This window comes from Blastococcus sp. SYSU DS0828, assembly GCF_054050975.1.
In genome coordinates this window covers 13,591-34,660 of record NZ_JBJHAK010000009.1, presented here as the reverse complement: position 1 = coordinate 34,660, position 21,070 = coordinate 13,591, and the positions used below count along the sequence as shown (strand labels likewise).

The following is a 21,070-nucleotide window of genomic DNA, read 5'->3' as shown; positions in this document are numbered from 1 at the left end:
CCTGGGAGCCGGCCCGCGGGGCGTCCGGGGGTGGGCGTCGTCCCCGCGCCCGTCGTCGTACTGTCGTGCCGCGATGGCTGCTCGTCCCACCCACCCCCGATCCGCGCCGGTGGTGCGTGCCCGGAGGACGATCGCCGACGACCGGCCCGACGCGTTGTGGGACATGGAGCGCGCGCTGCGACGCCGCGGCTTCGAGACCGTCGCCGGAGCCGACGAAGCCGGCCGCGGGGCCTGCGCCGGTCCGCTGGTCGCCGCGGCCTGCGTGCTGCCCGCGGGGCGCCGCGGCCGGGTGCCGGGGCTGGCCGACTCCAAGCTGCTCACCGCAGCCACCCGCGAGCGCGTCTACGAAGAGATCGTGCAGCGCGCCGTCTCCTGGTCGGTCGTCGTCCTGCCGGTCGAGGACCTCGACGCCAGGGGCATGCACGTCACCAACATCGAGGCGCTGCGCCGCGCAGTCAGCACGCTGGACCCCGGCCCGGACTACGTGCTGACCGACGGCTTCCCCGTGCCCGGGCTCGCCCGCCCGGGGCTGGCGGTCTGGAAGGGCGACCGGGTGGCCGCCTGCGTCGCCGCCGCCTCGGTGCTGGCCAAGGTCACCCGCGACCGGATCATGGCCGAGCTGCACGAGCGCTGGCCCGAGTACGACTTCGCCGGCCACAAGGGCTACATCACCGACGTGCACACCGCCGCGCTGGAGCGGCACGGCCCCTGCCCGGAGCACCGGATGCGGTACGTCAACGTCGCCCGGGCCCGCGACCTGCACGCCGCGCGGACCACCCACCTGACCGGTCGCACCGCCATGGTCGATGATGGGGCCATGCGCCCTGTGTCCCGAGCCCTGACGAGCACCGAGGACCGATGAGCACCGAGGACCTCGAGAAGTACGAGACCGAGATGGAGCTGCAGCTCTATCGCGAGTACCGGGACATCGTCCGGCAGTTCACCTACGTGGTGGAGACCGAGCGCCGGTTCTACCTGGCCAACTCCGTGGACCTGCAGGTGCGGGAGGCCGGGGGAGAGATCTACTTCGAGCTCAAGCTCTCCGACGCCTGGGTGTGGGACATGTACCGGCCCGCCCGGTTCGTGCGGAACGTGCGGGTGCTGACGTTCAAGGACGTCAACGTCGAGGAGCTCGACAAACCCGACCTCGAGCTGCCGGACGGCCCGCGCCTGCCCTAGCCGTCCACACCCGGCGGCGTCGTCCACAGACCGCCGCCGCCCCTTCGCCCGCCGCCCCTGGAGCGGCACGGTCGAGGGGTGCCTCCCACCACCGAACTCGGCGCCCACGGCGAGCGGATCGCCGTCGCCTACCTGACCGACCGCGGACTGCAGGTCCTCGATCGCAACTGGCGCTGCCGCGAGGGTGAGCTCGACGTCGTCGCCCGGGAGGGCGACGCCCTGGTCTTCTGCGAGGTGAAGACCAGGCGGGGCACCGGGTACGGCTCTCCCGTCGAGGCGGTCACGCCGGCCAAGCAGCGGCGGCTGCGGGTGCTGGCGCAGCGCTGGCTGGCGGCGCACGACGAGCACGCACCGGAGGTGCGGTTCGACGTCGTGGGCGTGCTGGCGCGCCCCGAGCGCCCGGCGGTCGTCACCCACCTGCGCGGGGCGTTCTCGTGACCCTCGCCCGCACCTGGTCGGTCGGTCTCGCCGGGGTCCGCGGCGCGATGGTCGAGGTCGAGGTGGACATCGCCGCCGGGCTGCCCGGCGTCGTCCTCGTCGGGCTGCCCGACGCCGTGGTCCGCCAGTCGGTCGACCGGGTGCGCGCGGCGATCGCCAACGCCGGGGGCGAGTTCCCCGCCCGCCGGGTCACCATCGGCCTGTCGCCGGCCTCGATGCCCAAGCAGGGGAGCGGGTTCGACCTGGCGCTGGCCGCCGCGGTCCTGGCCGCTGCCGGCGCCGTGCGGCGGCGGGCCGTGGACCGGCTCGTGCTCCTCGGCGAGCTGGGGCTGGACGGGTCGGTGCGCGCCATCCGCGGAGTCCTGCCGGCCGTCCTGGCCGCCGCTCGGGCCGGGCACGCGCAGGTCGTCGTCCCCGTCGCGAACGCCGCCGAGGCCGCCCTGGTGGATCGGGTCGAGGTGCTCGGCGTCGGCACGCTCACCCAGCTCGTCGCGCACCTGACGGGCACCGAGCGGCTGGTCCCGCACGTCCGGGGCGCGGTGCCGCCGCAGCCGCCGGTCCCCGACCTCGGGGACGTCGTCGGGCAGGCCGCGGGCCGCCGGGCGGTGGAGGTCGCCGCCGCGGGTGGGCACCACCTCTACCTGGCCGGACCACCCGGCGCCGGCAAGACCATGCTCGCCGAGCGCCTGCCCGGGCTGCTCCCGCCGCTGGACGAGGAGGCGGCGCTCGAGGTCACCGCCATCCACTCCGTCGCCGGCACCCTGCCGCCGGAGGCGCCGCTGGTCACCCGGCCGACGTTCGAGGCGCCGCACCACTCCGCGACGATGGCGGCGCTCATCGGCGGCGGCTCCGGCCAGATCCGGCCGGGCGCGCTCTGCCGGGCCCATCGCGGCGTGCTGTTCCTGGACGAGGCGCCGGAGTTCCCCCGCGCGGTGCTGGACACCCTGCGCCAGCCGCTGGAGCGCGGGCAGGTGACCATCCAGCGGGCCGCCGGCGCCGCCACGTTCCCGTGCCGCGCGCAGCTCGTGCTGGCCGCGAACCCCTGCCCGTGCGCCACCGCCGCCGGTGACACTGCCTGCACCTGCAGCCCGCTGGTACGGCGGCGCTACCAGTCGCGGCTGTCCGGTCCGCTGCTCGACCGGGTCGACCTGCGGGTCGAGCTGCCTCCGGTCACCCGGGCGGCCTGGCTGGACGGGCTGCCCGCCCCGGAGTCCACCGCCGACGTCGCCCAGCGGGTGGCCCGGGCGCGCGCCGCGGCGCGGGAGCGGCTGGCCGGCACTGGCCACGCCCTCAACAGCGAGGTGCCAGGGCGCCTGCTGCGCGAGCGGTTCGTCATCCCGCGCCCGTCGCTGCGGCTGGCCGAGCGGGCGCTGGAGCGCGGCGCCATCTCGGTGCGGGGCTTCGACCGGGTGGTGAGGGTCGCCTGGACGGTGGCCGACCTCGCCGGCCGGACCGTGCCCCACGCCGACGACGTCGCCGAGGCCCTCGGCATGCGGCTCCAGCGGGCGGCGGCGTGACCACCCTCGAAGAGGACCTGGAGGACGCGGCCGCCGCGCCGGCGGTAAGCGGGGTGGTGCACCCGGGGGTCCGCCGGGCGCGGGCGTGGCTGACCCGGGCGGTCGAACCGGGCACCGTCGACCTCTGGCGCTACGTCGAGGACGTCGGCCCGGTCGAGGCGGTGCGGCGGCTGCGGACCGGTGCCGCACCGGCCGGTATCCGCTCGCTGGTCGGCGCCCGCGCGGAAGAGGAAGCAAGCCTGGCCGACCTGCGCCGCGCCGAGCGGTGCGACGCCCGGGTGGTCGTGCCCGAGGACGACGAGTGGCCGGCGTTCCAGCTCCACGCGCTCACGGTCGCGGTCGCGGAGGAACCGCTCGACCGTCGGGAGCAGACCGACCGCACGCTGGCGCTCGTTCCCCCCCTCGCGCTGTGGGTGCGCGGACCGGCCCGGCTCGACGAGGTGACCGCCCGCTCGGTCGGCGTGGTGGGCGCCCGCGCCGCCAGCGCCTACGGCGAGCACGTGGCCGCGGAGCTGGGCCACCAGCTGGGCGAGCGGGGCTGGACCGTCCTCTCGGGGGGTGCCTACGGGATCGACGGCGCCGCGCACCGGGGAGCGCTGGCCGCGGGGGCGCCCACGGTCGCGGTCCTCTCCTGCGGGGTGGACCGCCCCTACCCGGCGGGCCACGGGGCGCTGTTCCACCGGATCGCCGAGACGGGCCTGCTGGTGAGCGAGTGGCCACCCGGCTGCGCCCCGCTGCGGCACCGCTTCCTCGTCCGCAACCGGCTCATCGCGGCGCTGACCTGCGGAACGGTCGTCGTCGAGGCGGCCGCCCGATCCGGGGCCCTGGCGACGGCCGCGCGCGCTCGGAAGCTGGGCCGCCCGGTGCTCGTGGTGCCCGGGCCGGTGACCAGTGCCCTGTCGGTCGGCTGCCACGAGCTGCTCCGGGACGGGCAGTCCGAGGCGGCCCTGGTGACGTCGGCCGCGCAGGTCATCGAGGCGGTCGGCCGCATCGGCGACGACCTGGCGCCCCCGGTCGAGCGCCCGGTGTCCCCGCGGGACGGGCTCTCCGACCTCGCCGCCCGGGTGCTCGACGCCTGCCCGGTGCGCATCGGCGTGAGCCCGGAGCGGCTGGCCCGGACGGCGGGGTGCGACGTCCTGGAGGTGCTGCGGGTGCTGCCCGCCCTGGAGATCGCCGACCTCGTGGAGTGGACCGGCACCGGCTGGCGGCTGGCCCCGCGGGCGAAGCCGCCCGGCGCGGCGGCTTGACCGGGGCCGGGCACCGACGGACGGTGCAGTCGTGGCCACCCCCAGCACCGACGAGGTCCGCGCCGGGCTCCCGCCCGCGCTGGCCGAGGCGCTGGCCGGCTACGAGGAGCACCTGACCGGGCAGCGCGACCTGTCGGCGAACACCGTGCGCAGCTACGTCGGCGACGTCGCCCGGCTGCTGGACCACCTGGCCCGGCGCAGCGGCACCCAGCCGCACGACCTCGACCTCGCCACCCTGCGCAGCTGGCTCGCCCAGGGGCGCACCCGCGGGCACAGCCGGTCGACCACCGCCCGGCACGCCTCGGCGGCGCGCTCGTTCACCGCCTGGCTGCGCCGGGCCGGCATGACCCCCGAGGATGTCGGACAGCGCCTGGTGAGCCCGAAGGCGCTCCGCACCCTGCCCGACGTGCTCGCCCCCGATCAGGCGCGGGCGCTCGTGGAGACCGCGGCGGGGGCCGACGACCCGGCGCGGTTGCGCGACGCCGTCGTCCTCGAGCTGCTCTACGCCAGCGGCATCCGGGTCAGCGAGCTCGTGGGGCTCGACGTCGACGACGTCGACCGGGGCCGCCGGCTGCTGCGGGTGCTGGGCAAGGGGCGCAAGGAGCGCAGCGTGCCCTACGGCGTCCCCGCGGAGCGGGCGCTGGACGCCTGGCTCACCCGCGGGCGGCCGGCGCTGGCCCGGCCGGACTCCGGGCCGGCGCTGCTGCTCGGTCTGCGGGGGGGCCGGCTCGACGCACGCGAGGCCCGCCGCACCGTGCACGCCGCGACGGCCGACGTCCCGGGTGCGCCGGACATCGGCCCGCACGGGCTGCGGCACTCCGCCGCCACGCACGTGCTCGAGGGCGGCGCGGACCTGCGTTCCGTACAGGAGCTGCTCGGCCACGCTAGCCTCGCGACGACACAGATCTACACGCACGTGACGGTCGAACGGCTCCGTGCGGTCCACGCCCAGGCGCATCCCCGTGCCTGAGGCGGGCGGCCGGAGGGCGGGACCTGCGGCGGCAGTCATGACCACGCGGGACCACGGACGGTGCCCGCGCAGCACGACCGAGGAGCGCGACCGTGTCTGAGGCAACCATCCATCGCATCGACGGGTCCGATGACGACCGCGATGCCCTGCTGGCCGACCTGTGGGCGCGGTACGTCGAGGGCCGGGACTCCGGGCTGCGCGACCGGCTGATCCTGCACTACGCGCCGCTGGTGAAGTACGTCGCCGGCCGGGTGGGCAGCGGTCTGCCCGCACACGTGGAGCAGGCCGACCTCATCTCCTACGGCACGTTCGGGCTGATCGACGCCATCACCCGCTACGAGCCGACCCGCGAGGTGAAGTTCGAGAGCTACGCGATGGCGCGCATCCGCGGCGCGATCATCGACGAGCTCCGCAACACCGACTGGATCCCGCGGTCGGTCCGCGTCAAGGCGCGCGCCTTCGAGCGCACCGTCGCCGAGCTCGAGAGCAAGTTGCACCGGACGCCGAGCGACGAAGAGGTCGCCGACGCCATGGACATGGACGTCGAGGACATCCGGAAGTTCCTCGGCCAGCTCTCCCTGGTCAACGTCGTCGCGCTCGACGAGCTGCTCACCGACGACGACGGCGGCTCCCCGCGCCTCGGTGACACGCTCCGGGACCCCAGCGCGCTGGACCCGCAGGCGATGGCGGAGCACGGCGAGGCCCGGCAGCTGCTGGCCCGCGCCGTCGAGCAGCTGCCCGAGCGGGAGAAGGTCGTCGTCTCCCTCTACTACTTCGAGGGCCTGACGCTCGCCGACATCGGCCGGGTGCTCGGCGTGACCGAGAGCCGGATCTGCCAGCTGCACACCAAGGCGGTCCTGCACCTGCGCACCAAGCTCGCCGACATCGCCTGAGGCCGATCCCCTGACGACAGCTGGGCAGTCGTCTTGACTCGGCAGCACGGCAGCGGTTCGTCATCTCGTGCGTCCGCGATGCGCGGCCGCGCGCTGCGGTCCCGGCGATCGCTGCGGGTGTGGTCCGCCGTGCTCGCGGTGGCCACCGCTCTGGTCCTCGCCGCGCCCACGTTGCGGCTGGCGTTCGACGAGGGCGCCGTTCCGCCGTCCTCGGACACCCCCGCGCTCCCCACCGGTGTCACGGTCGCGCGGGAGGAGGTGGCGTGCGGGTCCGGTGGCTGCTGGCGCGAGCTGACATTGCGTGGGCCCCGCGGTCAGTCAGCCGCGGACCTGGCGGCGAGCGTCGGCCTGCCGCAGGAGGTGTGCAGCGCGCGCAGCCTGCTCGATCGGCGCCGCGTCTGCACTGGGATCCACGTCATCGGAGAGCGGGTCCTCCTGTACGTGCAGTTCGACCGGTCGTTGTCTCTCTGGTGACTCAGCACGGCCTCCCCGAGCCCTCGCCCGCGGCCAGGCGCGGCTCGACGACGAGCTCCCGTCCGTCGCCGTGTCCGTGCGTGCGCCCCGGCCCTCAGTCCCCGGCGGGCTCGTCCCCCGTCCGGGGGCCCAGCAGGGGCTGGGTCCCCGGCGGGTTGCGGTGCCCCTCCTGCCAGGGGAGCCGGCCGGTGGAGTCCGGCCACACCAGCTGCAGCGCGTCCACCGAGCCGTGGAGCTGCTCGACCACGGTGAGCCGCTCGGTCTCCTCGACGCGGAGGAACACCACGGGGGAGTCGGCGTCGGTGAGTGCGGTCGTCGCCGCTCCGGCTGTGAAACGCGCCCCGGCGCGGACGGCCTCGCCGACCAGGTTCAGGTACTTCTCTGCGGCGGGGAAGGGCAGCCCGACCACGATGACCTCGGGGTGCTGCCAGGCAGCGAGCCCCACGGTGTAGGAGTACCGCGGTTCGCCGGGGTTGCCGCCGCCGTGCAGGACCGCCCAGCCGAACGTGTCGATCACCCGGCGCAGGTCGCGGAGCACCTGGTCGGGATCCTGGCCGCCCTCGACGGGCCCACCCTCGACCGGCTCGTTCGTGGCAGCCGGAGCGCCGGTCGGCTCGCCCGCGCGGGACTTCGCGGCCCGCTTGCGTCCAAATCGCACTCCCCGACGGTAGCGCCGGGTCACCGGCTCGTCGGGGATCTGCGCCTGCTCGCGGTGCACGATCCGTCACCGGCTGTCGGTCGGCGGGATGCGGAACGTCCTATGCTCGGAGCATCGGCCGCGCGAACCTGGAGGCGGCGCGTGCCCATCGACTTCCACGACGCCAGGAACCGGCGGACGTACTCGGGCCGGGAAGTGGACGCCTCCTGGCGCGACACCGTCGGTCGGCTGGTCGAGCCGACGGGCGCCGTGGTCGTGGACGTCGGCTGCGGCGGGGGCCCCTACACCCGCGCATGGCACGAGCTCGGCGCCGTTCGCGTCATCGGCGTCGACTCCAGCCGGCCGATCCTCGTCTCCGCGCGCGCTGATCACGGCGGTCTCCCCGGCGTCGAGTTCACCGTCGGGGAGGCGACCGCCACCGGACTACCGGACGCCTGCGCCGACGTCGTCTTCGAACGGGCGCTGGTGCACCACACGCCCGATCCGTCGGCTGTTGCCGCCGAGGCGTTCCGGCTGCTCCGGCCCGGTGGTACCTACCTCGTGCAGGACCGCACCGCCGACGACGTCGCCCAGCCGGGCTCGCCCGGCCACCCGCGAGGCTGGCTGTTCGAGGTCTTCCCGCGGTTGCTGGACGTCGAGGACCGTCGTCGACCTGACCCCGTGGAGTTCCTGGCGACCCTCACCGCGGCCGGCTTCGGCGACGTCGGCACCACGTCGCTGTGGGAGGTCCGTCGCCGGTATCCCGGCCCGGAGTCCTACCTGGCGGAGATCACCGCCCGCACCGGCCGCTCGATCCTCCACGAGCTGACCGACGGCGAGCTCGCCGAGCTGGTCCAGGCCCTGCGAACCAGGCTGCCCGACGGGCCGCTGGAGGAGGCCGACCGCTGGACGGTCTGGAGCGCCCGGCGTCCGGGCTGACGCCTGTGCCGAGGGGCAGCAGCCGGACCTGCGGAGACCGGAGGAGTGACATCGGATCCAGGTAGTCCTCACCGCGGCGCAGACCCCAGTGGAGGCAGGCGGGCGCCCGGCAGCCGGTGTGCCCGGCCGCCAGCACGCCGAGCACGGCTCCGCGGGCGACCGCCTGGCCGGCGCCCACCGACGGCGTCACCGGTTCGTAGGTCGTCCGCAGCCCGCCGAGGTGGTCGACGCTGACCACCGGCCGCCCGGCGACCATCCCCGCGAAGACGACCACCCCGTCCCCCGCGGCCAGGACGGGGGAGCCGGGTGCCCCCGCGAGATCCACTCCACGGTGCCCCGGCCCGTACCGGTGCGGCGGCGGCTCGAACGGCCGGCCGACCACGGGCTCGCCGGGCAGGGGAGGGCTCCAGATCGATTCCAGCCGGGTATCGACGACCCGCTCGGGCGCGGCCGCTGCGGGGACGCCTCCGGCCAGCGTCACCAGACCGAGGAGCAAGGCGGCGAAGGGCGCGGCGCGGTAGGACACCCCTCGATGCTGGCCGCCCCGCGGTCCGGTGGAGGGCGCCCGGCGTCGCCTGTGGACGCCTGTCGGCGCTGTGGACGGCGGGTGGGGCAGCCACCGCCGCGCTACCCGACGGCGAGGACCGCCACGAGCACGCCGACGGGCACCGCGTACGCCACGGCGAGGCCGAGCAGGATCGCGTCCCGGCCGTCGGGCGGGGCGGGCGGGAGCGCGAGGTCGAGCCGGCCCCGCCGGAAGTCCCGTTCCTCGCGTGCGCTGCGCAGCTGCATGGTCACCAACCAGCCGGCGGCCAGCGCCGCGTAGCCCACCCACGTGCCCGTGACGAAGACCGGCACGGTGTCGTGCACGACCGAGTTCCCCGTGCCACCGCGGCCCGGCGGCGGCGCCAGCAGCAGCATCGCGAGGACGAAGCCGCAGATCAGGCCGGTCAGCCACGGGGGATAGGGGGCGCCCCGCGCCCGCCGCTGCTCCCCGGCCACGGTGGCGAGGGCGACGAGCAGCGGGAGCACCGCGGCACCCAGCGCCTCGCTGGTGGCCGAGGGCATGAGGTGGGCGAGCGGGCGGGCCAGTCGGTCGTCCAGGATCGAGGCGGCCACGACGGTGGGCAGCACCCCGAGGATCACGAGCCGGACGGCTCGCTGCAGCCGCGTCTGGGACCGGGGGCTGCGCTCCGTGCTGTCCGGCGCAACGCTCATGGGTGAACCTCCTCGTCGACCGGCGGGACGGGCCGGTTCCGGAGGGGCAGCGTGGCATGCCGGCGGCTTTCCGACCGGCGGACGAGCAGCGCCTGTGGACGGGTATGCTGACCGGTGCGGCCCGTGCGAGCGGGTCGACTTCGCGCGTCCTCTTCCCGCCGATCGGCGGGGCAGTCGCCACCTCGGTCCCGGCCCAGCCGGGTGAGTGGTGCCGCAGGGCGCCAGGGCGGTGCACCACCCGGTGCCCGCGACAACCGGAATGCGTGCGGCCTCGGTCGCGCGCGGAGCAGAAGGGCTGCGATATGGCAGTCGTCAGCATGAAGCAGCTGCTCGACAGCGGCGTGCACTTCGGGCACCAGACCCGTCGCTGGAACCCGAAGATGAAGCGCTTCATCTTCACCGAGCGCAACGGCATCTACATCATCGACCTGCAGCAGACGCTCGGGTACATCGACAACGCCTACGAGTTCGTCAAGCAGACGGTCGCGCACGGTGGCTCGATCCTCTTCGTCGGCACCAAGCGCCAGGCGCAGGAAGTCGTCGCCGAGCAGGCGACGCGCGTCGGCATGCCCTACGTGAACCAGCGCTGGCTGGGCGGCATGCTCACCAACTTCCAGACCGTGCACAAGCGCCTCCAGCGCCTCAAGGAGCTCGAGGACCAGGAGCAGACCGGCGTGCTGGTCAGCCTCTCCAAGAAGGAGCAGCTGGTCCTCAGCCGCGAGAAGGCCAAGCTCGAGCGCAGCCTCGGCGGTATCCGCGACATGCAGAAGGTGCCCAGCGCCATCTGGATCGTGGACACCAAGAAGGAGCACATCGCCGTCGGCGAGGCGCGCAAGCTCAACATCCCGGTCGTCGCGATCCTGGACACCAACTGCGACCCCGACGAGGTCGACTACAAGATCCCGGGCAACGACGACGCGATCCGCAGCATCACGGTGCTGACCCGGGTCATCGCCGACGCCGTCGCCGAGGGGCTCATGGCCCGGTCGGCCGCGCAGGCCAACGCCGGTCGTGAGGACGGCGGCGAGCCGGCCGTCGGCGCCGGCGAGCCGCTGGCCGACTGGGAGCGCGAGCTGCTCACCGGCGGTGGCGACGCCGCTGCCGCGCCGGCCGACGCCGACGCCACCGCCACCCCGCTGCCGGAGACCCCGGCGCAGCCGGCCGACGTCACCGTCGGCGAGGTCGCCCCGGTCGAGGACGTCCCCGCCACCACCGGTGGCAAGGAGACCAACGCCGTCTGACGGTCCGGCGCCGTCCTCCCGCTGATCGGCGGGAGGGCGGCGCCGCCGCACGGCCGTTCCACAGCACGCACCACCCGACCAGAGGGAAGAGACATGCCTGCCTTCACCGCTGCCGACGTCAAGCGTCTCCGCGACGCCACCGGCGCCGGCATGATGGACGCCAAGAAGGCCCTGACCGAGGCCGACGGCGAGTACGACAAGGCCGTCGAGCTGCTCCGGGTCAAGGGTGCCAAGGACGTCGGCAAGCGCCTGGAGCGCTCGACCACCAACGGCATCGTCGTCAGCAAGGACGGCGCCCTGCTCGAGCTCGACTGCGAGACCGACTTCGTCGCGAAGAACGCCGACTTCGTCGCCCTCGCCGAGCGGCTGCTCGCGATCGGCCTCGAGAACAAGGCGGCCGACGCCGCGGCGCTGCTGAGCACCGAGGCCGACGGGCAGACCGTCGAGAAGCTCGTCGAGGGCGAGTCCGCCCGCATCGGCGAGAAGCTGGTCCTCTCGCGCTTCGTCGCCTTCGACGGCACCACCGCCGTCTACCTGCACAAGCGGGCCACCGACCTGCCCCCGGCCATCGGTGTCGCCGTGCAGTACTCCGGTGGCAGCGAGGACGCCGCCCGCAGCCTGGCGATGCACATCGCCGCCGCGCGGCCGCGCTACCTCAGCCGCGACGAGGTCCCGGCCGAGGCGGTCGAGACCGAGCGCCGCGTGGCCGAGCAGACCGCCAAGGAGGAGGGCAAGCCCGAGCAGGCGATCTCCAAGATCGTCGAGGGTCGGGTCAACGCCTACTACAAGGACTTCGTCCTCCTCGAGCAGCCGTCGATCACCGAGCCCAAGCGCACGGTCAAGCAGATCGTCGACGAGGCCGGCCTGACCGTCGAGCGCTTCGCGCGCTTCGAGGTCGGCCAGGCCTGAGCCGCACCCGGTACCGATGACCGGCCCCGTTCCCCTCGTGGGACGGGGCCGGTCGTCTGTGCGGACGCCCCCCGCTCGGCAGGAGCCGGGCAGCGGGATGCGGCAGGATCACACACCACCGACAGCACCCATCGACCACTCCAGGGATGATTCGTTGACCGACACCACCGCGCCGCTCTCCGCCCCCACCGCCTTCCAGCCGGCCGACGGCAGCGGCTACCAGCGGGTGCTGCTCAAGCTCTCCGGTGAGTCCTTCGGCGGCGGCAAGGTCGGCGTCGACGCCGACATCGTGCGGGGCATCGCGGAGCAGCTCGCCGAGGTCGTCTCGCGGGGCACGCAGGTCGCCGTCGTGATGGGTGGCGGCAACTTCTTCCGTGGCGCGGAGCTGTCCCAGGCCGGCATGGACCGCACCAAGGCCGACTACATGGGCATGCTCGGCACGGTCATGAACTGCCTCGCGCTGCAGGACTTCTGCGAGAAGGCGGGCCTGGAGACCCGGGTGCAGTCCGCGATCACCATGGGCCAGGTCGCCGAGCCCTACATTCCGCGCAAGGCCATCCGGCACCTGGAGAAGGGGCGGCTGGTCATCTTCGGCGCCGGCGCCGGGATGCCCTACTTCTCCACCGACACCGTCGCCGCGCAGCGGGCGCTGGAGATCGAGTGCCAGGTCCTGCTCATGGGCAAGAACGGCGTCGACGGCGTCTACGACGACGACCCGCGCACCAACCCGGACGCCGTCATGTACCAGGACCTGGACTACGCGACGGTGCTGGCCAAGCAGCTGAAGGTGGCGGATGCGACGGCGATCAGCCTCTGCATGGACAACAAGATGCCGATCGTGGTGTTCGACCTGCTGCGCGACGGCAACATCGCCCGCGCCACCGCAGGTGAGAGGATCGGCACGCTGATCAGCCAGCCGGCCTGACGCCGGCCGCACCGATCGCGCACAGACGAGGACGCCGGCGGGACGACAACCGCCGCAGGAGGGACACCCCGTGATCGACGACACCCTGCTCGACGCCGAGGAGCGGATGGACAAGGCCCTCTCGGTGGCACGGGAGGACCTGGGGTCGGTGCGCACCGGCCGGGCCGCCCCCTCGATGTTCAACAAGATCATGGTCGACTACTACGGCGCCTACACGCCGGTGCCGCAGATGGCGTCGATCACCGTGCCCGAGGCGCGCATGGCGGTCATCAAGCCCTACGACATGAGCCAGCTGACGGCCATCGAGAAGGCCATCCGCGACAGCGACCTGGGCGTCAACCCGACCAACGACGGCCAGATCCTGCGGGTGGTGTTCCCCCAGCTGACCGAGGAGCGGCGCCGCGACCTGGTGAAGCAGGCCCGCGCCAAGGGCGAGGATGCCAAGGTGGCGATCCGGAACATCCGGCGCCGGGCCAAGGACGAGCTCGACCGCATCGCCAAGGACGGCGAGGCCGGTGAGGACGAGGTGCGCCGCGCCGAGAAGGAGCTCGACCACCTCACCGAGCAGCACGTGGCGCAGGTCGACGAGGCGATGAAGAACAAGGAGAGCGAGCTGCTCGAGGTCTGACCTCGCCGGCCGCCGCACGACCATGTCGTCTCCCTCCGCCGACCGCCCGGGTGCCCTGCGCCCGGGGGGTCAGCCGTTCCCGCGGCGCGGCGGCCCGATGTCGGGCGAGCGCCGTCGGGACGGCGACACCGGGCCGGTCCCGATCGCGGCCTCGCGTCCGCTGCCGCCGCTCCCGCCGCGCCAGCCGGTCCCGGTCCCGGACGACAGCGAGGTGGCCGAGCCCGATGACGTCCCCACCTCCACGGCTCTGCCCCTGCCCGAGGAGGTCGCGCAGCTCCCCACCACGGAGCAGCCGGTGAGCCGGGCCGGGCGGAACCTGCGCGCGGCCATCGGCGTCGGGGTGAGCCTGGTCGCGCTCGTCCTGCTGTCGCTGCTCCTCTGGCGGCCGGCGTTCCTGGGCGTGCTCGTCGCGGCGATCCTCGTCGCCGTCGTCGAGATCACCCGGGCCCTGGGCAAGGGCGGGTTCTCCGCCCCGCTGGTCCCGCTGCTCGTGGGGGCCTTCGCCATGGAGGCCCTCGCCTGGACGCGCGGCCCGACCGGCCTGCTGGCCGGCTTCTTCCTCACCGCGCTGGCGGTCTTGCTGTGGCGGCTGGCAGGCGGGCCGGTCGGCTACCGGAGGGACGCGGCCGCCGGGGTGCTGGTCGCGCTCTACGTGCCACTGCTGGCCGGCTTCGCCGTGCTGCTCCTGGTGCCCGTCGACGGGGCCCTGCGGGTGATCGCCTTCATCGCCACGGTGGTGGCCAGCGACGTCGGTGGTTACGCCGCCGGGGTGATGCTCGGCAAGCACCCGATGGCGCCGTCGATCAGCCCCAAGAAGTCGTGGGAGGGCATGGCGGGCTCGGTGCTCACCTGCATGCTCGTGGCGACGCCGATCCTGGTCCTCGGCCTGGGCGCCCCCTGGTGGGGCGGGCTGGTCTTCGGCGCCGCGATCGCCGTCTCCGCGACCGTGGGTGACCTCGCCGAGTCGCTCATCAAGCGCGATCTCGGCATCAAGGACATGGGCGACCTGCTGCCCGGCCACGGCGGGATCATGGACCGGCTGGACTCGCTGCTGCCGTCCGCAGCCGTCGCCTACGTGCTGCTGACGGTGCTCGCGCCGGTCTAGGCAGGCCGGTCGACCGCCCAGGTCGACCCCAGCTCGGTGAACCCGCGGCGGGCGTACCAGTGCCGCGGCCAGTCGTCCGCCGCCGCCTCGAGCACCACCAGGTCGCAGCCGGCATCGACGGCGACGCCTAGGGCTCGGGCGAGCACCGCGTCCGCATGTCCCCGTCCGCGCGCGGCGGTGTCGGTCAGCACCGACTCGACGGCCGCGGTGGCGCCGTCGACGTAGAGCTGACCGGCCGCGACCACGGCGTCGCTCTCGCGGACGACGACGTCGTGCACGCGGACGACCTCGTCGTTGAGGTGCTCGCGACCGACCAGCTGGCTCACGACCTCGTCGAGGAGCTGCGGTGGGGCCGCCTCGCCCTCCCGCCACGAGCGACGCCACAGGTCGTGGACCTCCTCCTGGGCGACCACCTCGACCCGCTCGCCGCCGGGGAGCCGACCGGCCGGCCGGGCCATCAGCAGCAGCTCCTCGACGTCCCACCCCCGGGCGGCCAGGTCGCCGGCCACGTCGCCGGCGCCCGCCCACCGCAGCGTCGCCGCCAGGTGCGGCCAGCCGGCGTCGGCGGCCACGGCGGCCGAGAGCCCGATGACGGTGCCGGCGTCGGTCGCCTCGGAGAGGAGGAGCCTGTTGTGCGCCCGGGAGTGCGGGAACCGGCGATCGGTGACGGCCACCCCGCCCGGTACGTCGCGCACCTCCACGGCCCGCCGCACCGTCATGGACAGGTAGAGGGCCAGCGCTCTTCCGAGCGCGTCGTCCGGCCGAGGCAGCACCGGCGCGGCGGGCGGCCGGTACGGGACGACGGCGACGACAGCCGACGTCGGCAGGGCGCCGAAGAGGTGCGGGAAGAGCATGTCGGCCGGATCCGCGGGTCGACCCGGCTCGAACCGCACGGGGACGGTCAGCCGAGCCGGGTCGACGACCAGCAGGACGAGGTCGCGTCGCCCGGGGAACAACCGCTGCGCGGGCAGGTGCACCTGGTCGGGCGTCGACAGGTGGACGAATCCGCCCGGGCCGGGCTGGATCGACCCCTGCCGCAGGGCGGCGCGCCACCGCGCCGGCTCCAGGAGGTGCAGGAGGACGTCGGTGCTCACCCCTGCGATCCTCCCTGGGTGCACGACGACGAACTGCCCGGCCCCACCGACTGGGGGACGACCGTCGGCGTCGGCCCGTGGGCGGGGCCGTGGCCGGACGATTCCCGCTACGACCCGCAGCTGCTCGCCGAGGGCGACCGGCGCAACGTCGTGGACCGCTACCGCTACTGGACGGTCGAGGCGATCGTGGCCGACCTCGACCGGCGCCGGCACCCCTTCCACGTCGCCATCGAGAACTTCGGCCACGACCTGAACATCGGAACGGTGGTGCGCACCGCCAACGCCTTCCTCGCGGCCGAGGTGCACGTGGTGGGCCGACGGCGGTGGAACCGGCGCGGGGCGATGGTCACCGACCGCTACCAGCGCCTCCGCCACCACGCCGACGTCGGCGGGCTGCTGGGGTTCGCCGCCGAGCGGGGACTCACCGTCGTCGCCGTCGACAACGGGCCCGGCGCGGTCCCGCTCGAGACCACCGAGCTGCCCGAGCGCTGCGTTCTGCTGTTCGGCCAGGAGGGGCCGGGGCTCACCGAGGAGGCGCGCGGCGGCGCGGCGCTCACCGTCTCGATCGCCCAGTTCGGCTCGACCCGCTCGATCAACGCGGGCGTCGCCGCCGGGATCGCCATGCACGCGTGGATCCGGCAGCACGCCGGTCCCGCTTAGCCCGCGAGGACCTCCCGCAGCCGCGCCGCGAACTCCTCTGGCTGGCCGGGCTGGCCGAACTCGCCGCCCATGAACCCGCCGTGGTGGCTCGGGAAGACGGCCAGCTCGGAGCCGAGGAGCCGTGCGGTCGCCTCGGCGGTACGCCAGGTGACCGTTCCCTGGGACTCGGTCCCGGCGGCGATCACCACCCGGCTGGCCGCGGACCGGAGCGCCTCGGCGTCCGGCCGGAAGGCGGTGACCGCGTTGGAGGCGCCCGAGAGCAGGGGGTCGGTACGCGATCCGTCGTCCTCGGCAGGCAGCCCGAAGACGGCCGGGTCGGGGGCGGCGATTTCGTCGGTGAACTCGCCCTGCCACGAGGTGAGCGCGATGAACGCGGCCATGCCCGCACCCCAGCCGCTCTTGTCGTAGGTGAGCTGCACCTGCCGTTCGGCGGCGAAGGCCTGCTCGGCGTCGGGCAGGACCGACAGGATCGGGGGTTCGTGCGCGACCAGGGTGCGCACGTCGCCGGGGTGCTCGGCCACCCAGGCGAGCGCGGTCACCGCGCCGCCGCTGCTGGCGAAGACGTCGACCGGACCGGCGCCGAGGGCCTCGACGAGCAGGTGGAGATCCTCGGCCTGACGGGCGGGATCGTGATCGGTGCGCCCGTCGGTGCGCGTGCTGCGGCCCAGGCCCCGCGGGTCCACGGTGACCACGGTCCTTTCGGGGAAGAGGCCGGCGAGCGTGCCGAACCCGCTCGCGTCCATCGGCTGGCCGATCATCAGCAGCGGCGGCTGTCCGTCCTCGGCCGGGAGGGGGCCGCGGACGTCGTAGACGAGGGTGGCGCCCGGTACGGGCAGCGACAGCGTGGTGGTCATGCCCTTCCGACCGGCGCGCCGACCGGAACTCATCGGTGCAGCGGGGGATCGGGGTCGATGCCGCGGGCGTGCAGCGCCGACTCGACGGCCTCGCACACGGTGCGAACGACGGCCACGCGCGCCCACCGCTTGTCGTCGGCCGGGATGACGTGCCACGGGGCCACCGGGGTGTCGGTGCGGTCGAGCATCTCCTCGACCGCCGCCTCGTACTCGCCGCGCTTCTCCCGGTTGCGCCAGTCCTCGTCGGTGAGCTTCCACGCCTTGTAGGGGTTCGTGCGACGGGACTCGAAGCGGTGGAGCTGCTCCTCGGGGGAGACGTGCATCCAGAACTTGACCAGCACGGTGCCCTCGGCGGCCAGCGAGGTCTCCAGGTCGACGATCTCCTGGTAGGCCCGGCGCCACGCCTCCTCCGTGGCGAAGCCCTCCACCCGCTCGACCAGCACCCGGCCGTACCAGGAGCGGTCGAGCACGGCCATGCCGCCCCAGCCGGGCAGGACCGGCCAGAACCGCCACAGGAAGTGGTGCCGCTTCTCGTCGTTCGTGGGAGCGGCGAACTGCGCCACCCGGACGTGCCGGGGGTCGAGCTCGCCGACCAGCCGCTGGATCGCGCCGCCCTTGCCCGAGGCGTCCCAGCCCTCGAACAGCACCAGCAGCGGCGGGCCGAGCTCACCCGGCCCGATCTGCCCGCCCAGCAGCAGGCGCAGATGGACCAGGCGCTCCTGCGCCGCGGCCAGCTGTTTCGTCCCCTCCTTCTTGTCCAGGGAGAGGCTCAGGTCGACGTCGTCCAGCCGGCTCATGGCCCCAGACCCTGCCAGGGATTCACCCCGCTCGCGTGAGTTCGGTCTCCGGACCGGCCCCGGTGGCCCGGGGGAGTGGGACCATGGAGTGGTTATGACTGCCCTGCCCCTGGTCTTCGATGCCCCCCGCCGCGGCAAGCCGCCGCGCCACCTCGCCGATCTCACCCGCGAGGAGGCCCGCGCGGCGGTGGCCGAGCTCGGCCAGCCGGCGTTCCGGGCCGACCAGCTCGCCCGGCACTTCTACCGCGGGGTCACCGACACCGCACTGATGACCGACATCCCGGCCGCCGCCCGCGAGTCGCTGCGCGAGGCCCTGCTGCCCGGGCTGCTGACCGTCGTCCGCCACCAGACCGCGGACAACGGTCGCACCCGCAAGACGCTCTGGCGGCTGCACGACGGGGCGCTCGTGGAGAGCGTCCTCATGCGGTATCCCGACCGCGCCACCGTCTGCATCTCCAGCCAGGCCGGCTGCGGCATGGCCTGCCCGTTCTGCGCCACCGGCCAGGCCGGGCTCACCCGCAACCTCTCCGCGGCCGAGATCATCGGACAGGCGGTTGCGGCCGCCGCGGACATGGCCAACGGGGAGGTCGCCGGTGGGCCCGGGCGGCTGTCCAACGTGGTGTTCATGGGCATGGGGGAGCCGCTGGCCAACTACGCCCGGGTGCGCAAGACCCTCGACGCGCTGCTCGGCACCGCCCCTTACGGACTGGGCCTCTCGCAGCGGTCGGTCACCGTCTCGACCGTCGGCCTGGTGCCGGCGATCCGCCGGCTCACCGAGGAGGGGCGCAACGTCACCCTCGCGGTCAGCCTGCACGCCCCCGACGACGAGCTGCGCGACACCCTGGTGCCGATCAACACCCGCTGGAAGGTCGGCGAGGTCATCGACGCCGCCGACGCCTACGCGCGGAAGACCGGCCGGCGCTACTCGGTGGAGTACGCGCTCATCCGCGACGTCAACGACCAGCCGTTCCGCGCCGACCTCCTCGGGAAGCTGCTGGCCGGGAAGCTCGCGCACGTCAACCTCATCCCGCTGAACCCGACGCCGGGCAGCCCCTGGGACGCCAGCCCGCTGCCCGCGCAGCGGGAGTTCGTCGCCCGGCTGCGGGCGGCCGGTGTCGCGACCACCGTGCGCGACACCCGGGGCCAGGACATCGATGGCGCCTGCGGTCAGCTCGCCGCCGCCGACCGGGTCGAGGGAGTGCCGGCCGTCGCGATCCCTGTCCCGGCCGTCGAGGAGCCGGTGCCGCTGGGCGCCGAGGCCGACCAGGAGTGAGCACGGCGCTGCCCGACGCCGAGGCCCACGAGCACACCCACGGCGACGTCTCGGGCGGCTGGCTCCGGGCCGCGGTGTTCGGCGCCATGGACGGCCTGGTCACCAACACGGCCCTGGTCGCCGGGGTCGGCGGGGGCGGCGCCGCACCGCGCGCGATCGTCCTGGCCGGCGTGGCGAGCCTGGTCGCCGGCGCGGTCTCGATGGCGCTGGGCGAGTACACCTCGGTCAAGACGCAGAACGAGCAGCTGGACCTCGAGATCGAGAAGGAGCGGCGGGAGCTCACCCGCAACCCCGCCGGCGAGCTCGCGGAGCTGACCGCGATGCTGCAGGACCGCGGGGTGGACGCGCGGCTGGCCCGGCAGGTCGCCGTGCAGCTGTCGGCCGATCCGGAGATCGCCCTGCGGCTGCACGTGCTGGCCGAGCTGGGCGTCAACCCGGAGGAGCGCCCCTCCCCACGGGTGGCGGCGGTCTCGTCGTTCCTGACCTTCGCGACGGGCGCCGTGCTGCCGCTGCTGCCGTACTTCCTGGGGGCCCCGGTCCTGTGGGTGGCTCTGCTCAGCGGGGGTCTGGGTCTGCTGCTGGCCGGTGCGCTGTCCTCGCGCTTCACCCCACGGCCCTGGTGGTACGCGGGCCTGCGCCAACTGCTGTTCGGCGCCGCCGCGGCGGGCGTCACCTACCTGATCGGTGCGGCGATCGGCGTCGCGGTCACTTGAGCCGGCGCCGTTCGCCGTCCGGGACGCCGTGGCGGCGTCCCGGACGAAGGAACTAGCGGCGCCAGGCGGTCTTCTTGCGGCGGATGTCCCAGATGAGGACCGTCGCCATGACGGCGGCGAGGCCGATCAGCCAGAGGTCCTCCACCCGGCCCTCGTGGTTGCCCACCAGGTAGAGCAGGATCACCGCGGTCGCGATCCAGCCGCCGATCTGGCCCCACTTCCCGGTCTCGCCGTGCCAGCCCCAGTCCTCGGGCTGCTCGTGCTCCACGGGGTGCTCGCCGGCGCGGACGACGGCCTCTTCACGGCCGGGCTGGTTGACCCGCTGGGTCGACGGGGAGTGCAATGCCTCGGTCACCCCGCCATTCTGGCAGGAGCCGGTCCCGCGCACGCCCCGAGGTGGCTTCTCGGCGGGTCGTCAGCCGTCGCAGGTGAGCCCGGTCCCGGCCAGCGCGGCGGCGGTGCCGGCCGTCGGGAGGCGGGCCAGGCCGGAGCCCACCGGGTCGCCGACGGGCAGCACGCGCACGTCGCGGACGTCGGCGAGGGCCAGGTCGAGCAGGTCGACCACGGAGGTCTCGCCGTCCACGGCCAGGGCGCCGGAGACGGCCCACGCCACAGACTGCAGCCGCCAGGGCTGCACACCCGACGCCTGCACCTGGGTGGCAAGCGCGGCGAGGATGTCGCCGGCCGCGCTCGCCCGTCCGTCCGGGTCGACGGGTGCGGGGACCCAGGCGCCATCGACCAGGTGCTCCGGATGGCGCGAGCGCACGAGCGCGAGCGCGGTCGCCCCGTCGACGTGCGTGCGACCCGCCGTCTCGAGCAGCAACCCCGCGGCGGGGTCGCGCACCGGCTCGGGAACCTCCACGTGCAGCCCCCCGGCGGCGTCGACCACCTCGGCGAAGCCGGCGAGGTCGACGGTCAGCAGGTGGTCAGTGGGGATGCCGAGGCCGCACAGCGCGTCGACGGTGGCCTGCGGCCCGTCCAGCCAGCTCAGGGCGAGCCGGTTGGCGGTGCGGCCGTGACGGACGAGCAGGTCGCGCGGCACCGACCACGCAGTGGTCCCGGTGTCGGTCTGGTGCACGACCAGGACGACGTCCGCCCGGCTGCCCGGCACCGCCTCCACGGTGCCGAAGTCGCGCGGGTCGGCACCCGCGGGGAGCCGCTCGCGGGAGTCCAGGCCGACGATGACCCACGTCCGCCCGTCGGCGTCACCGGAACCGCCCGCGAGGTCGACCGCCACGGAGTCGATCCGCGTCGACACGAGAACGACGTCGGCGGCCACCAGCCCGAGGAGGACGAGCAGCGCCACCAGCACCACCGGCAGTCGGTACCTGGGCGGTTCGGAACGCGCCGGACGCCGGC

The 21,070-nt window shown here is 74.5% G+C and carries 24 protein-coding genes and 1 pseudogene; 17 read left to right on the top strand and 8 right to left on the bottom strand.

Annotation, left to right across the window (positions count from 1 at the left end; translation table 11 throughout):
* Positions 1 to 73 precede the first annotated feature (73 nt).
* The 8 genes from ACI79Q_RS09385 to ACI79Q_RS09350 all read left to right on the top strand — a co-directional run bounded on the left by ACI79Q_RS09385 (position 74) and on the right by ACI79Q_RS09350 (position 6,718).
* The gene (locus tag ACI79Q_RS09385) at positions 74 to 862 is read left to right on the top strand and encodes a ribonuclease HII (protein ID WP_456614592.1); all 789 of its coding nucleotides are present in this window, start codon (positions 74 to 76) and stop codon (positions 860 to 862) included.
* The gene (locus ACI79Q_RS09380; protein WP_347057571.1) at positions 859 to 1,179 is read left to right on the top strand and encodes a DUF2469 domain-containing protein; all 321 of its coding nucleotides are present in this window, start codon (positions 859 to 861) and stop codon (positions 1,177 to 1,179) included. The genes ACI79Q_RS09385 and ACI79Q_RS09380 overlap by 4 nt, the downstream gene beginning before the upstream one ends.
* 78 nt (positions 1,180 to 1,257) lie before the next feature.
* Positions 1,258 to 1,617: a YraN family protein gene (locus ACI79Q_RS09375; RefSeq protein ID WP_456596924.1), complete on the top strand. Its 360-nt coding sequence runs from the start codon at positions 1,258 to 1,260 to the stop codon at positions 1,615 to 1,617.
* A complete protein-coding gene (locus tag ACI79Q_RS09370) occupies positions 1,614 to 3,134 on the top strand; it encodes a YifB family Mg chelatase-like AAA ATPase (RefSeq protein ID WP_456614591.1) in 1,521 nt (506 codons plus the stop codon). Before ACI79Q_RS09375 ends, ACI79Q_RS09370 begins: the two co-directional genes overlap by 4 nt.
* Complete coding sequence (gene dprA, locus ACI79Q_RS09365) at positions 3,131 to 4,381, top strand: DNA-processing protein DprA (RefSeq protein ID WP_456588792.1); 1,251 nt, start codon at positions 3,131 to 3,133, stop codon at positions 4,379 to 4,381. Before ACI79Q_RS09370 ends, dprA begins: the two co-directional genes overlap by 4 nt.
* A gap of 31 nt (positions 4,382 to 4,412) precedes the next feature.
* Entirely contained in the window at positions 4,413 to 5,351 is a 939-nt protein-coding gene (locus ACI79Q_RS09360; protein ID WP_456588791.1) for a tyrosine recombinase XerC, read from the top strand.
* A 92-nt stretch (positions 5,352 to 5,443) separates the two neighbouring features.
* The gene (gene whiG / locus ACI79Q_RS09355; RefSeq protein ID WP_456588790.1) at positions 5,444 to 6,244 is read left to right on the top strand and encodes an RNA polymerase sigma factor WhiG; all 801 of its coding nucleotides are present in this window, start codon (positions 5,444 to 5,446) and stop codon (positions 6,242 to 6,244) included.
* Positions 6,245 to 6,373: 129 nt separating this feature from the next.
* Positions 6,374 to 6,718: a hypothetical protein gene (locus tag ACI79Q_RS09350; RefSeq protein WP_456614590.1), complete on the top strand. Its 345-nt coding sequence runs from the start codon at positions 6,374 to 6,376 to the stop codon at positions 6,716 to 6,718.
* Positions 6,719 to 6,812: 94 nt separating this feature from the next.
* Here ACI79Q_RS09350 and ACI79Q_RS09345 read toward each other — a convergent pair whose 3' ends face one another.
* On the bottom strand, positions 6,813 to 7,436 hold the full coding sequence (locus ACI79Q_RS09345; RefSeq protein ID WP_456614589.1) for a DUF4262 domain-containing protein: 624 nt from the start codon (positions 7,434 to 7,436) through the stop codon (positions 6,813 to 6,815).
* An 81-nt stretch (positions 7,437 to 7,517) separates the two neighbouring features.
* On the opposite strand from ACI79Q_RS09345, the gene ACI79Q_RS09340 reads away from it, so the two are divergent.
* Positions 7,518 to 8,294 (top strand): class I SAM-dependent methyltransferase, encoded by a 777-nt coding sequence (locus ACI79Q_RS09340; protein ID WP_456614588.1) that lies wholly within the window; start codon positions 7,518 to 7,520, stop codon positions 8,292 to 8,294.
* A gap of 64 nt (positions 8,295 to 8,358) precedes the next feature.
* Here ACI79Q_RS09340 and ACI79Q_RS09335 read toward each other — a convergent pair.
* Positions 8,359 to 8,619 (bottom strand): annotated as a pseudogene (locus ACI79Q_RS09335) (peptidoglycan DD-metalloendopeptidase family protein); the annotation flags it as partial.
* Positions 8,620 to 8,921: 302 nt separating this feature from the next.
* Positions 8,922 to 9,512: a hypothetical protein gene (locus tag ACI79Q_RS09330; RefSeq protein WP_456588786.1), complete on the bottom strand. Its 591-nt coding sequence runs from the start codon at positions 9,510 to 9,512 to the stop codon at positions 8,922 to 8,924.
* A 302-nt stretch (positions 9,513 to 9,814) separates the two neighbouring features.
* Here ACI79Q_RS09330 and rpsB point away from each other — a divergent pair, with 302 nt between their 5' ends.
* From rpsB to ACI79Q_RS09305, 5 genes are all read left to right on the top strand, one after another.
* The gene (gene rpsB, locus ACI79Q_RS09325) at positions 9,815 to 10,753 is read left to right on the top strand and encodes a 30S ribosomal protein S2 (protein ID WP_456588785.1); all 939 of its coding nucleotides are present in this window, start codon (positions 9,815 to 9,817) and stop codon (positions 10,751 to 10,753) included.
* A gap of 93 nt (positions 10,754 to 10,846) precedes the next feature.
* A complete protein-coding gene (gene tsf / locus ACI79Q_RS09320; protein WP_456588784.1) occupies positions 10,847 to 11,662 on the top strand; it encodes a translation elongation factor Ts in 816 nt (271 codons plus the stop codon).
* A gap of 154 nt (positions 11,663 to 11,816) precedes the next feature.
* Positions 11,817 to 12,587 (top strand): UMP kinase, encoded by a 771-nt coding sequence (pyrH, locus tag ACI79Q_RS09315; RefSeq protein WP_456588783.1) that lies wholly within the window; start codon positions 11,817 to 11,819, stop codon positions 12,585 to 12,587.
* Positions 12,588 to 12,657: 70 nt separating this feature from the next.
* Positions 12,658 to 13,215: a ribosome recycling factor gene (gene frr, locus ACI79Q_RS09310; RefSeq protein ID WP_456588782.1), complete on the top strand. Its 558-nt coding sequence runs from the start codon at positions 12,658 to 12,660 to the stop codon at positions 13,213 to 13,215.
* Positions 13,216 to 13,426: 211 nt separating this feature from the next.
* A complete protein-coding gene (locus tag ACI79Q_RS09305; protein ID WP_456599892.1) occupies positions 13,427 to 14,320 on the top strand; it encodes a phosphatidate cytidylyltransferase in 894 nt (297 codons plus the stop codon).
* Here ACI79Q_RS09305 and ACI79Q_RS09300 read toward each other — a convergent pair.
* The gene (locus ACI79Q_RS09300; RefSeq protein ID WP_456614587.1) at positions 14,317 to 15,414 is read right to left on the bottom strand and encodes a GNAT family N-acetyltransferase; all 1,098 of its coding nucleotides are present in this window, start codon (positions 15,412 to 15,414) and stop codon (positions 14,317 to 14,319) included. The two genes, ACI79Q_RS09305 and ACI79Q_RS09300, sit on opposite strands and share 4 nt — an antisense overlap.
* An 18-nt stretch (positions 15,415 to 15,432) precedes the next feature.
* On the opposite strand from ACI79Q_RS09300, the gene ACI79Q_RS09295 reads away from it, so the two are divergent.
* The gene (locus tag ACI79Q_RS09295; RefSeq protein WP_456599894.1) at positions 15,433 to 16,074 is read left to right on the top strand and encodes a TrmH family RNA methyltransferase; all 642 of its coding nucleotides are present in this window, start codon (positions 15,433 to 15,435) and stop codon (positions 16,072 to 16,074) included.
* Here ACI79Q_RS09295 and ACI79Q_RS09290 read toward each other — a convergent pair.
* Complete coding sequence (locus tag ACI79Q_RS09290; RefSeq protein ID WP_456588778.1) at positions 16,071 to 16,928, bottom strand: alpha/beta fold hydrolase; 858 nt, start codon at positions 16,926 to 16,928, stop codon at positions 16,071 to 16,073. The two genes, ACI79Q_RS09295 and ACI79Q_RS09290, sit on opposite strands and share 4 nt — an antisense overlap.
* Before the next feature lie 29 nt (positions 16,929 to 16,957).
* Positions 16,958 to 17,725 carry a polyphosphate kinase 2 family protein gene (locus ACI79Q_RS09285; protein WP_456613126.1) on the bottom strand — a complete coding sequence of 256 codons (768 nt, stop codon included), beginning with the start codon at positions 17,723 to 17,725 and terminating at the stop codon, positions 16,958 to 16,960.
* Positions 17,726 to 17,819: 94 nt separating this feature from the next.
* On the opposite strand from ACI79Q_RS09285, the gene rlmN reads away from it, so the two are divergent.
* Entirely contained in the window at positions 17,820 to 18,998 is a 1,179-nt protein-coding gene (rlmN, locus tag ACI79Q_RS09280) for a 23S rRNA (adenine(2503)-C(2))-methyltransferase RlmN (RefSeq protein WP_456613125.1), read from the top strand.
* Positions 18,995 to 19,711 (top strand): VIT1/CCC1 transporter family protein, encoded by a 717-nt coding sequence (locus ACI79Q_RS09275; protein ID WP_456588775.1) that lies wholly within the window; start codon positions 18,995 to 18,997, stop codon positions 19,709 to 19,711. Before rlmN ends, ACI79Q_RS09275 begins: the two co-directional genes overlap by 4 nt.
* A 52-nt stretch (positions 19,712 to 19,763) precedes the next feature.
* On the opposite strand, the gene ACI79Q_RS09270 is transcribed toward ACI79Q_RS09275, so the two are convergent.
* Entirely contained in the window at positions 19,764 to 20,066 is a 303-nt protein-coding gene (locus ACI79Q_RS09270; protein ID WP_456588774.1) for a DUF2631 domain-containing protein, read from the bottom strand.
* 60 nt (positions 20,067 to 20,126) lie between these two features.
* On the bottom strand, positions 20,127 to 21,026 hold the full coding sequence (locus tag ACI79Q_RS09265) for an LCP family protein (RefSeq protein ID WP_456613124.1): 900 nt from the start codon (positions 21,024 to 21,026) through the stop codon (positions 20,127 to 20,129).
* Positions 21,027 to 21,070 lie beyond the last annotated feature (44 nt).

Coding starts and splice junctions, on each gene's coding strand:
- rpsB (WP_456588785.1), top strand. CDS start 9,815: ATGGCAGTCGTCAGCATGAAGCAGCTGCTCGACAGCGGCGTGCACTTC.
- ACI79Q_RS09285 (WP_456613126.1), bottom strand. CDS start 17,725: ATGAGCCGGCTGGACGACGTCGACCTGAGCCTCTCCCTGGACAAGAAG.
- tsf (WP_456588784.1), top strand. CDS start 10,847: ATGCCTGCCTTCACCGCTGCCGACGTCAAGCGTCTCCGCGACGCCACC.
- ACI79Q_RS09380 (WP_347057571.1), top strand. CDS start 859: ATGAGCACCGAGGACCTCGAGAAGTACGAGACCGAGATGGAGCTGCAG.
- ACI79Q_RS09385 (WP_456614592.1), top strand. CDS start 74: ATGGCTGCTCGTCCCACCCACCCCCGATCCGCGCCGGTGGTGCGTGCC.
- ACI79Q_RS09290 (WP_456588778.1), bottom strand. CDS start 16,928: ATGACCACCACGCTGTCGCTGCCCGTACCGGGCGCCACCCTCGTCTAC.
- rlmN (WP_456613125.1), top strand. CDS start 17,820: ATGACTGCCCTGCCCCTGGTCTTCGATGCCCCCCGCCGCGGCAAGCCG.
- ACI79Q_RS09330 (WP_456588786.1), bottom strand. CDS start 9,512: ATGAGCGTTGCGCCGGACAGCACGGAGCGCAGCCCCCGGTCCCAGACG.